This is a genomic window from Flectobacillus sp., assembly GCF_049240685.1.
Lineage (GTDB): Bacteria > Bacteroidota > Bacteroidia > Cytophagales > Spirosomataceae > Flectobacillus.
The window spans coordinates 1-11,603 of sequence record NZ_JBMLSD010000434.1 but is presented as its reverse complement, the minus strand read 5'-3'; the positions used below and the strand labels follow the sequence as shown (position 1 = coordinate 11,603).

Genomic DNA, 11,603 nt, shown 5'->3' with positions numbered 1-11,603 from the left:
AGGTTTCGTTATATTTAGATTATTTTGGTATTGAACACGACCCAAGTGTTGTGCTTGAATTGGTACAGCAAATACCTTAGTGAAATGGGAGAATAGGTTATCAGTTAATGGTATATCTGTTATTTGAAAGTACTCATAACTCATCATTATTATTTATATTCCTAAACTAAAACTATGAATACCAAACCACAAGGCAAGATACGCTGGACAATCTGTGCGATGATTTTTGCAGCTACCACTATCAATTTACTTGACCGACAGGTATTAGGTATTTTGGCAAGTGACTTACAAAAAAAGATTGGCTGGAACGAAATACAATACGGCTATATCGTAAGTGCATTTCAGTTATCTTATGCGATTGGAATGGCCGTTGTAGGGCGTATTTTGGATAGCATAGGCACAAGGTTGGGCTATACACTTACCATTTTGTTATGGAGTTTGGCATCGATGGCACATGCTTTTGTGGGTACACCTATGGGGTTTGGTCTAGCTAGAGTATTTTTAGGCTTATCAGAATCGGGTAATTTTCCTGCGGCGATAAAGGCTACCTCCGAATGGTTTCCAGCACACGAACGTTCGATTGTAGCAGGTATTATCAATGCAGGCTCAAATATGGGTGTAATCGTTGCGGCTTTACTTGTACCGTTCTTAACAATTCAGTTTGGATGGCAGGCAACTTTTATCATGACTGGTGCACTAGGCTTTTTGGTAGTCATTTGGATGTGGAGCTATTATCGCACGCCCGACCAGCATGCAAGTGTAAGCGAGGAAGAACGAAACTACATTCAATCAGAACAACAAGCCGTAAAGCCCATCGCTTGGCGAGTACTTTTGAATTATAAAGCCCTTTGGACTTTTACCATCATGAAGTTCTTGATTGACCCAGTATGGTATTTCTATCTATATTGGTTGCCTAAATTTTTGGATAAAACCTTTGGTATTCCTCTTGGAAAACTCAGTTTGCCATTAATGACAGTCTATTTACTATCCGATGCGGGTAGTGTGATAGGAGGCTGGTTTCCGACATGGCTGATTCAGAAGAAATCATATAGTATCGACAGCGCCCGCAAAACTGCATTTTTGGTATGTGCATGTGCCGTATTGCCCATGTTTTTTGGTAGTTATTTTACCAATTTATGGTTTGCTGTCGTCATGGTAGGAATTGCCTTGGCAGCACAACAAGCATGGTCTTCCAATGCCTATACCCTTGTGTCAGATATATTTCCGAGCAAGGCCGTGGCAACCGTTGTAGGATTTGGCAGTATGGCAGGCGCTTTAGGAGGCGTGTTGTTTTCGATGATTATAGGTTGGGTATTAGAAAAAACAGGTAGTTACACCCCTCTATTCGCCTATGCCGCCAGTGCCTATATGATAGCCTTTACGCTATTGAAATTGCTGATTCCGAAGATTGAGAGGATAGAGCTAAAGTTGTAAATAGAAAGTCCCCTTGGTAAACTTACTAAGGGGGCTTTCTATTTTTAGATGTTCTTGAAAGTGCCATATAAATTACGCAAATTTGTGTAATGACGACAGTTCTAAAGCGATAGCACATGAATAGAAAAGAATTACCAAATGCTGTAATAGGTTTACTGAAAGATATTTCTGAACAAGTTAAGAAGTTCAACTTAACAGCTGACTATCCATTAGTCGCTGGGCCAGCTACGGACGATTATTTATTGTTAATTTATCCGAAAGGACACGAAGAACTATTTTTTAGAATTGATGGAGTTGCTAATTATGAAGCTTATGATTTAGAAAATAAGACTCAATTAAAATTGACATTTAATAAGAAAAGTGCCACATTTATCTACAGCATAAGGGGAATTTATTCATTTTCTACAACTATAAATGATGTAATAAATGGACTATTGCTTTACTTGAAATCTCTCCATGCACTAACTCCAAATATTACAGCTACAGAGACTTCAAGTATAGATTTATCTCATTTATTTGAAATAGACTCTCCTGTATCTGAGCCTTTAGTCAATGAACCTAACGTTTACCTACTTTCTGAGCAACAAGAATTACCATATACTTTAAAGCAATTATCTGTTTCAAATTTTCAAGGTATTGTACAGACCAAATTGGAAGCTATTCCTGTAGATGCACAATGGATTTTCTTGGTAGGAGAAAATGGTTTTGGCAAAACTACTGTTTTACAATCTATATTTTTAGGGTTAAATGGACGTTTGGATGGCAATACCAATCTAGTAGAAGAAGCTAATTGTGTAATACAGGTAGAATATAAAAGTCAAGAAGAAAGCTTCATAAATGATATTATCAACAATCAACACCCTCTGCAACATTTGGTGGCTTATGGTCCTATTCGATTAAATTTATCAGGTACTCAGAATGACGAAGAGGGTAAAAGTTCTATTTCTTATAACTTGTTTAACTCAGATGGTTGGTTGCTCAATATTGAATATGAATTAGTAAAATGGAAACTAAAGAATGACCCTCGATTTGAGTTAGTCAAAAAGGCATTTTGTACCTTAATTCCTCAACTTGCAGATATAAACTACAATGAGATATCTGATAAAATTGAATATATAGAAAAAGAGATAGATGCTTTTGGAGATGCTATTTACCAGCCTTTACCATTTAAAAAATTGGCCTCTGGCTTTAAAGCAATAATAGCATTGGCGGGAGATATTATATTGAGACTTTCTCGTAAGCAGCCTGATATTAAAGAACCTAATGACTTGAAAGGAATTGTACTTATCGACGAATTGGATTTACACTTGCATCCCAAATTACAACGTGAGATAGTAGGAAAGTTTTCAACTATTTTCCCCAAAATACAATTTATCGTTACCACACATAGTCCTATTCCTTTGCTAGGTGCCTATGCCAATAGTATTATCATCAAAGTTACAAGAACTAAAAAGAACGGTATCGAACTTGAAAGAGTCAACATAGATTTAAAAAATCTTACGCCAAATTTGTTGCTTACTTCAGGAGTATTTGATTTGGAAGACTTTGTTTCTGTTCAACATGAAAATTTAGAAGAAGTCAGAACAGAGGATTCGTATGAAGAACTAGAAGAAAACCTCAAAGTGGAAGCCTATCTGAAAGAGTTTGAGAAACGTAATCAACAATTTCCTGATGAATTATTTTTACCTAAAAGTAATCCTAAATAGTTCGATGCCTTATGATTAGTGTTACAAAAGAATTTGATAATCCTCCTAAAGGCCTGCTAAAATCTGTTACAGATTCATTATTAAAAGAGGTTTTGGAAACGAAAAATGAACATAAGTTCAATAAGAGTATTTACAGAGGAAAAACCTTAGATGAGCTGTTAGCGATTTATAAAAACAAATGCGCATATTGTGAAACAAACACCTTGGCTGGTGCAACCTTACAAGTAGAACATTATAGACCCAAAGCTAAATTAATTGAGGATAAAGAACATTTGGGCTATTATTGGCTTGCATACGAATGGACAAATTTGACACTGGGCTGTAGTATATGCAATCAAAATAAAAGTAATAGTTTTCCTGTGGAAGGTAATAGGGTATTTGCTCCAAATTTAACGCCTGACGGAGTGGCTCATTGGGACTTTGTGTCTATCAATTCAGAAGTGCTTCTTGCCGAGAAAGCCTTATTTTTAAACCCTGAGATTGACAAGGTGGAGGAGCATTTTATTTTTATGCCTGATGGGACAATCAAAGGACTGACAAATCGAGCAGAAATTACTATCAATAAATTAAAGCTCAATAGAGAACCGATTGTTTTTGCAAGATATAAATCATTAAAAGAACTCATTGCTGAAATCAAAGAGTTACTACATGAGTTTTTACTTAATATGGGTAATAACGCAGCTCAGGAGAGATTTCGTGGAGGTTTAAATGTAGTATTTAAACGAATAGCCAAACTCCAAGAGCCTGAAAATAACTATTCTAGATTTGGCTATTTTGTATTTTACAAGTTTGACATATTTGTTGCAAATCAGTTTGAACCAAAACAAAAGGATTTATTACTGAGAATGTTTGAGCTTTTCAAAAAAAATGAACTGTAACATGTATAATATCAAAACGGCGGTCTAAATTAGTTTTTCGACCGCCGTTTTTGATATTATAATTTTCGGAAGGATAAGTCTTTAGACGCAAAGCATTGCGTCTCTACAGCTAAAATACAATTTTTAGAACATTCACCCAATCAACATTTACCGCTTCACTCCCAAAAGACTCAATGCTTGAGAAGCTTGCGGATGGTCTGGTTTTAATTGTAAACATCGTTTAATATCAATAATTGCTGCCTCTAAATGACCTAATTTGTGATGAGTTACACCTCTATTATAAAAATGCTCAGGGTTTTGACTTCCGTATTGGTCTATGGCTATATTAAAGTTTTTAAGGGCTTCTTCTGTTCTGTTGGTATTAAGTTGTGCCGTCGCCAAAGAGCCATAATTTACACCAATGCGCTTGTTTTCGGGCATCGTGAGTGCTTTTTCCAAATCAGGAAGTGCTTTGTCTGGCATCTGGGCATTGAGATACGTATTGCCTCGATTGAGATAAGTATCCGCTGATGGAAATTGCTGAATAGCTTTGGTCAAATATTCGATTGCTTTAGGATAGTCGCCTTTACGTTCATAAGCCGAAGCTAGATTGCCCAATGGCGTAACATCAATTTTATATCCTAACTGAATGGCCTTTTCGCTGTAGGCAATCGCCAAGTCTAAATTGTTCTCTTTTGCACCATAATATTGTCCTGCGGCACTGTAGGCTCTATCATCTTTTTCTGGGGCGAGTTCTATTCTACGAGAAAATAATGTTCCTGAGTTTCGCCATGTTCCTACTTGTTTTCTAGTAATGACAAGCAAAATTCCTAACCAAACGATACAGCCAGCCCAAACGGCTTGTTGCATTTTAGGGTTTTCTATAAGTTTTGAAATACCTACTGCCAGCATAAAAAACAAACCTATGTAAGGCAAATAAGTATATCGGTCGGCCATAATAGCGCCACCCACTTGCAGAATCTGAAGTACTAGAATGATAGTTACCGTAAAAAAGCCAATCCCAAAGGCGATGAGTTTATTTCGCTTGATATTAAATATTCCCCAACCCAAAATGCCAAGCATTACGACCAATCCCAAATAATATTCAGAATGAAAAAGTGTTGGGTCTTCGTACATATACATCGAGCGCAAACCAATTGGTGCCACTAAGTGCACCCAATACATCATAAAGCCATATCCTGCGTAGGTAATCGTTTTGAAATAGCTAATATCTTCTGGTTTGAGAGCCACGCCTGTTGCCGCAATTGGGTGAATCATTCCTCCCAAATTTCCTCCTCCTTGTATGTTAATGGCTATTAGACCAAATACAACCGATACCACGAAAAACGGGATTTTTTCCACAAAAACTTTTAAAGAAAACTCTCTATTTCTCCAATAATCAAAAAGTAAGAGGACTAATGGAAAAATAACAGCTTGTCCTTTCGACAAACATGAAGCTAGATATAATAAGAATGAAAATATCAAATGAATCACTTTTTGACCTTTATCCACATATTTGAAATACTGCAAGCTACCCAGCAATAAGAAAAATACATATAAAACGTCTTTGCGTTCCGACACCCAAATAACCGACTCGACACGCATAGGATGAATGGCAAAAAGTAGAGCGGTAAGAATGGCTATAAATTTCTTTTGACGTTCGCCTGTCTCATAACTTTCAAGAAGTTTTTGTGCTAAAAGCCAAACTAAAATAACATTTAGAAAATGAATAAAAGTGTTGGTTACAATAAATGCCCGTGCCGATTCTGCGCCTGAAAATACCGCATTGAGCATTAATGACCACATCGTTAATGGATGATAGTTGCTGGCTACATGGCTTTGCCAAGCTTCGAGCCAATGTCCTGATGGATGGGTAACAAGGATATTTTCGACTACATATACGTGGTCGTCCCAATCGACAAATTGATTACTAAAACCTCCGCTGAATCCCAACAATACAACGACGGCAAATACGATGATGGTTAAAATAGTATTTTTCGAAGTTTTTGCTGGCGTTGAAATAGTCGTTTCTAAAGTCACTTTTGATGACTGAGTTTCTACTTTTGGCGATTTATTTTTCTTTGACATTTTTTGAAAAAGGTAAAAAGGCAGGCTAATGCTGAGGTTAAATCCCTCTTTTTCTTACAAATTTAACCTTTACTACGATACAATAATAGTAAAATATCTGAGCAAGAACCATGCTAAAGCAAATAGCATTGGACAAGATTTGATTGCATCATATTTTGTCTGATAGAAACCTACCGACTTTAGCTTATCTGGAAGAGGCACTAGGCAATAGGCAAAAGGCAATAGGCAAAAGGCAAAGAGTGTTAAAATGTTTTTAATGACTAAATACATGCTTTTTCCCAAAGCCTACCGCCGATAACTCATAACTAAAAGCTAACGAAAAAAGGTGTTTTTATGAAATTGTAAAAACCTTTTGCCTAATGCCAACAGCTTACAGCCAAAAGCAAACAAATTAAATTGTATTTTGCCCACTAACTTAACACAGTTAATTTTTCCATAATAATACACTTAAGTATTTTTTACTAGAAATAATTAAACAAAATACCCATATAATACCTTTTGTTAAGCCAATATTTCCAATGTTAACACAATGTTATCAAACACGTATTATCCTTAACAGTTTGTTTAAAATTCACAAACACATAGGTAATATTCAAGTAATAATTTTGTTGCGTCGAAAACATAGAGATATTTCTATTTAATACACATACACATGCAACGCAAATTTTTACTCAGCACAATCGTACTTTTATTCATAACCATTGCGTCTTACGCTCAGACGGGTAGTATCAAGGGTAGCCTTAAAGATGCAAAATCTAACGAGCCTATGTTAGGAACTGCGGTAAGAATTGATGGTACGCAAATCGGTACACAAACAAATATGCAAGGCGAATTTGAATTATCGCGTGTACCTGCTGGAGTTCACACTGTTATTTTTTCATTTGTTGGTTACGAAAACAAAGTAATTTCAAATGTAAGAGTTGAAGCAGGAAAAACCACGCTAATCAACACAACGATTGCCGAGGCCAACACTACACTCGATGCCGTTGTAGTACGTGGTACTAAAAATAAAGGAACTGAGGTTTCAGTTATTACAGAAATTAAAAAAGTAGAACAAATTGCCGTTGGTATTTCTGCACAGCAAATCCAAAAAACACAAGACCGTGACGCTTCGGCGGTTGTTCGTCGTGTGCCTGGGGTATCTATCCAAGATGACCGTTTTGTGATTGTACGTGGTTTGAACGAACGTTACAATACAGTATTGCTCAACGATGCCATTACGCCTTCTACTGAAGTAGATACAAAAGCTTTCTCTTTTGACTTGATCCCATCTTCTGCCATTGACCGTATGTTGATTTTCAAATCGGGTTCGGCTGACCTTCCTGGCGAATTTGGTGGTGGTGTAATCAAGATTTATACTAAAACTATCCCAGATGGAAATTCTTTTACAGCTGGTTTTTCATTAGGACATCGTAGCAATACTACTTTTCAAACTGCTACTACGTATAAAGGAAGCGGTACAGACTTTTTAGGTTTTGATAATGGTTTGAGAGGTTTGCCTTCGTCTATCCCTAGCACAAGTACTATCCTATCGGGTGCTAATACTCCTGCTGTTGTAAATGCCTTCAAAACTTTACCAAGCTATTTCAACCAAAGCACCTTATCCGTATTGCCTGACTTTAGAGGTAACTTAGGAATGACACGTCGTTTTAATGTAGGAAATTTTGAATTAGCGACTATCAATGCCATCAACTACAGCTTTACCCATCAAAGAACGCCAAATATTGAGTTTTATCGTTACGCTTACAATGCTGATGCTGGTAATACTGCTAGTGAAAAGGAGTTTGCTTACAACGATAATGCTTATTCAGAAAACGTTAGAGTAGGTGTAATGTCAAACTGGGCTTTGATTATTAACCCAGCCAACAAAATCGAATTCCGTAACTTGTTTAACCAATTAGGTTCAAAAGAAACTGTTTTGAGAAATGGTTATAACAACAATAACATTGAGTTGAAAAACTACTCGATGACTTACGAACAAAAGAGTATCTATTCAGGTCAGTTGAGCGGTACGCATGAATTGTCGGATATGACAAAGTTGACTTGGACAGGTGGTTACGGATACACAAACCGTCAAGAACCAGACAACCGTCGTTTTACTTCGAGCCGTACATTGGGTAGCAACGATCCATTCACAATCAATATTCAACAATCACAAAGCCCGACGTTGCAGCAAGCAGCACGTTTTTACTCAGCATTAACTGAAAATGTAGTATCTGGACGTATCGACTTAGAGCATCGTATTGGTAAAGCAGATGCCACTGAAAAAGAATTGATTAAGCTTCGTGCTGGTACATATTTGGAGAAGAAAGACCGTAATTTCGCTGCTCGTTGGTTTGGTATCGTAAATGCTAACAATGTTGGTGATGCAATTTTGACACAATCACCTGAAAAATTCTTCGACCCAGCTAACTTGTCTACAACTGGATTGTTTTATAACGAAGGAACTGGATACGAAGATGCTTACAAAGCTCGTAACGAATTGTATGCTGGTTATGTAAACGCTTATGTTCCTTTCTCAAGCAAATTCAATGCTTCGTTTGGAGTAAGAGCAGAACAAAACCGTCAGCAGTTAGTAACGCTGAAACGTGGTAGTGGTGAAAAATTAAATGTTGACAGACCATTATTGAGCTGGTTGCCTTCTGTAACACTTTCTTATGTATTGAACGAGAAAAACCAGATTCGTGCAGCTTATAGCCAAACTGTAAACCGTCCTGAGTTCCGTGAGTTAGCGCCATTCCCTTATTATGACTTTAACTATGACGTAACTCGTGTAGGTAACTCTGAGTTGAAAACAGCAACTATTGCAAACTACGATTTACGTTACGAATTCTATCCGTCTGAAGGTGAAGTAATCTCACTTGCTGCATTCTACAAGCAATTTACTAACCCAATCGAAGCAAGAATTTTGAACGCAGGTTCGGGTATTGCCTTCGGTGTTGGAAATGCAGAAAAAGCATTTAGTAGAGGTTTGGAATTAGAAATGCGTAAATCATTGAAAGGCTTAGCAAGCTCGAAGTTTGTAGATAACCTAACACTTTTGTTGAATGCTTCAATCATTGATTCTGATGTAAAAACAGGCTTTAGCGGACAGTCTTCAGACAGTCGTTTCTTACAAGGTCAGTCTCCGTACTTGATTAACGCTGGGGTTTATTACAACGATAACGAAAGTAATTTATCTGCCAACATTCTTTACAACGTAGTAGGTTCTCGTATTTTCTTGGTAGGTGATGGCGTAGTATTCCCAACTGTATACGAAATGCCAAGAAATGTAATTGACTTAAACCTTACAAAAGGTTTCGGGAAACACATCGAGGTAAAAGTAGGTATCCAAGATTTGTTGAATCAACCATTTAGATTCTACAATGATACCAACAACGATAAGAAAATTGAAACTGGTAAAGATGATGTGTTTAGAACATACAAACGTGGTACTACATCAACTATCGGTATCAACTACAAGTTCTAATCCAGTAAGAAGATTGGTTAATTGTATATCAGTTATCAGTAAATTATCAAAATCCATTAGTTGAGTGATAGCTTCAGGAGTGAAACTAAACTCAGTTTTGTAAAACCGTACACAAACTTTTTTAACAGAATAAACAGAAGCCATAGCTTAACTATTTTGTCAAAAGCCAATATCAGAAATCATGAAAAATATACATAAACTTCTTTACATTGCTGCCATTGCTTTAGCAACTACTTCATGTGGTAAATTGGAAAACGATTTTCAGGAACCAACACCAGTAGCAAGTCGCGAAATGGTGGTAGTAAGAGGTTCTATAACATCAAATACCACTTGGACTGCCGATAAGAAATACCTTTTAAATGGTTTTGTGTATGTAGAAGAAGGCGTAACCCTAACGATTCAGCCAGGAACAATTATCAAGGGTGATTTGCCAACAAAAGGTACTTTGATTATCAAACCTGGTGCCAAAATTTTGGCTGAAGGTACAGAAGATAAACCCATCGTTTTTACCTCTAACCAAGCAATCGGACAACGTAAAGCAGGTGACTGGGGTGGTGTAATTATTTTAGGAAAAGCTAAAGTAAATAAGACGCCTATCACCATTGAAGGTGAAAACGTAACAACTTTTGGTGGCACCAACGATGCAGACAACTCTGGTATTTTGAAATATGTACGTATCGAATTTGCAGGTGTTGCTTTCGAAACTGATAAAGAAATTAATGGTTTGACATTGGGTGGTGTAGGTTACGGAACAAAAATCGACTATGTTCAAGTTTCTCACTCTGGCGATGACGCTTACGAATGGTTTGGTGGTGCAGTAAATGCAAAACACTTGATTTCGTACCGTACTTTGGATGATGATTTTGATACAGACAATGGTTTCTCAGGAAATGTACAATATGCTGTTGCACTTCGTGACCCATTAGTAGCTGACCAGTGTAGTTGTTCTGACTCAAACGGTTTTGAATCAGATAACGACGGTTCAGGTTCGACGGCATTACCACAAACTTCTGCCAAATTTGCAAACGTGAGTATCTATATCGCCAACGGCACAGTTGACAAAAAATACCGTTCAGCTTTCCGCATCAGACGTAACTCCGCTTTGAGTATCTACAATTCAGTGGTAAACGGTGCTTTCCCTAAAGCTGGATTAGAATTGGAAGGAACGTTGTCTCAAGATAACTTCAAAAATGGTAAATCAGATTATAGAGGTGTTGTAATTACAGGTGCAACTACTCCAATTTTGAATGTGGAGACAACCATGTTTAACGATGCTAATCGCAAAAATGCTATTAGCTGGTCATTAACAGATTTAGGTTTACAAGCAGATTTCAACCTTTTGGGAGCTCCAAAGTTTACCCCACAAAAAGGTTCAAGAATATTAGCTGATGGCGTAGTATTGCCAACAGGTTTCGATTCAGCGAGTTTCAGAGGTGCATTTGACGGCTCAAATGATTGGACTCAAAAATGGACGAATTTCAATCCTCAAACTACTGAGTACTAAAAGACAAGAAGTCCGTTAGGATTTTTTATATTGGTGTAATGAAGAAAAGCTTAAGGTGCTACCTTAAGCTTTTTTGGTTTTGATGAATGATAAGTAAGTTAGTGGGCAAAATAAAATTGCATTAGGCTGTAAGCCGTAGGCATTAGGCTTTCGGGTATCGGCTTTCGGCGGTGGGCTTTGGAAAAAAGCATGTTCTTGATTATTAAAAAACATTTTAAAACTCTTTGTCTGTTGCTTAGTGCCTAAAGCATACAACCTAAATCTTATTTTGCTTAAGTATTATTAGACCTGTACGAAAGATTTATCTTATCTTCAGAATAAAATTCCAGTAGCGGCAACCCTTGCGGTTGCCATGTTGAGTTGGGCTACCGCAAGGGTTGCTAATGATTAGAACGCTTTTGAATAAAATAATATCTTTCGTAAAGCCCTAATTGTGAATGTAAAATTTTGATTAATAAATGGTTCGTTGTTCAAATTCGCAATTCACAACTAGTAGTGTACGAAGGATTTTTTTAATTCCTTCGAGCCTGAAAAGCTAAGTACTT

Annotated in this window: 6 protein-coding genes; 5 read left to right on the top strand and 1 reads right to left on the bottom strand. The window is 37.0% G+C overall.

Translation table 11 applies throughout. From position 1 onward, the window contains the following. The first annotated feature begins 174 nt into the window (after positions 1–174). From ACOVQ4_RS19900 to ACOVQ4_RS19890, 3 genes are all read left to right on the top strand, one after another. The gene (locus tag ACOVQ4_RS19900) at positions 175–1,434 is read left to right on the top strand and encodes an MFS transporter (protein WP_421822354.1); all 1,260 of its coding nucleotides are present in this window, start codon (positions 175–177) and stop codon (positions 1,432–1,434) included. Positions 1,435–1,550: 116 nt separating this feature from the next. Then, on the top strand, positions 1,551–3,140 hold the full coding sequence (locus ACOVQ4_RS19895) for an AAA family ATPase (RefSeq protein ID WP_421822353.1): 1,590 nt from the start codon (positions 1,551–1,553) through the stop codon (positions 3,138–3,140). 11 nt (positions 3,141–3,151) lie between these two features. Next, positions 3,152–4,018, top strand: a complete 867-nt coding sequence (locus ACOVQ4_RS19890) for a hypothetical protein (protein ID WP_421822352.1) — start codon at positions 3,152–3,154, stop codon at positions 4,016–4,018. 147 nt (positions 4,019–4,165) lie between these two features. Here ACOVQ4_RS19890 and ACOVQ4_RS19885 read toward each other — a convergent pair whose 3' ends face one another. After that, on the bottom strand, positions 4,166–6,085 hold the full coding sequence (locus ACOVQ4_RS19885) for a tetratricopeptide repeat protein (protein WP_421822351.1): 1,920 nt from the start codon (positions 6,083–6,085) through the stop codon (positions 4,166–4,168). A 652-nt stretch (positions 6,086–6,737) separates the two neighbouring features. On the opposite strand from ACOVQ4_RS19885, the gene ACOVQ4_RS19880 reads away from it, so the two are divergent. Together ACOVQ4_RS19880 and ACOVQ4_RS19875 are read left to right on the top strand one after the other, a co-directional pair. Beyond that, on the top strand, positions 6,738–9,554 hold the full coding sequence (locus ACOVQ4_RS19880) for a TonB-dependent receptor domain-containing protein (RefSeq protein ID WP_421822350.1): 2,817 nt from the start codon (positions 6,738–6,740) through the stop codon (positions 9,552–9,554). A gap of 181 nt (positions 9,555–9,735) precedes the next feature. Continuing rightward, positions 9,736–11,058, top strand: a complete 1,323-nt coding sequence (locus tag ACOVQ4_RS19875; protein WP_421822349.1) for a T9SS C-terminal target domain-containing protein — start codon at positions 9,736–9,738, stop codon at positions 11,056–11,058. Positions 11,059–11,603: the final 545 nt, after the last annotated feature.

Bases quoted from the DNA above. Each gene is read 5' to 3' on its own strand.
- ACOVQ4_RS19880 (WP_421822350.1), top strand. From the start codon at position 6,738: ATGCAACGCAAATTTTTACTCAGCACAATCGTACTTTTATTCATAACC.
- ACOVQ4_RS19885 (WP_421822351.1), bottom strand. From the start codon at position 6,085: ATGTCAAAGAAAAATAAATCGCCAAAAGTAGAAACTCAGTCATCAAAA.
- ACOVQ4_RS19875 (WP_421822349.1), top strand. From the start codon at position 9,736: ATGAAAAATATACATAAACTTCTTTACATTGCTGCCATTGCTTTAGCA.
- ACOVQ4_RS19895 (WP_421822353.1), top strand. From the start codon at position 1,551: ATGAATAGAAAAGAATTACCAAATGCTGTAATAGGTTTACTGAAAGAT.
- ACOVQ4_RS19900 (WP_421822354.1), top strand. From the start codon at position 175: ATGAATACCAAACCACAAGGCAAGATACGCTGGACAATCTGTGCGATG.
- ACOVQ4_RS19890 (WP_421822352.1), top strand. From the start codon at position 3,152: ATGATTAGTGTTACAAAAGAATTTGATAATCCTCCTAAAGGCCTGCTA.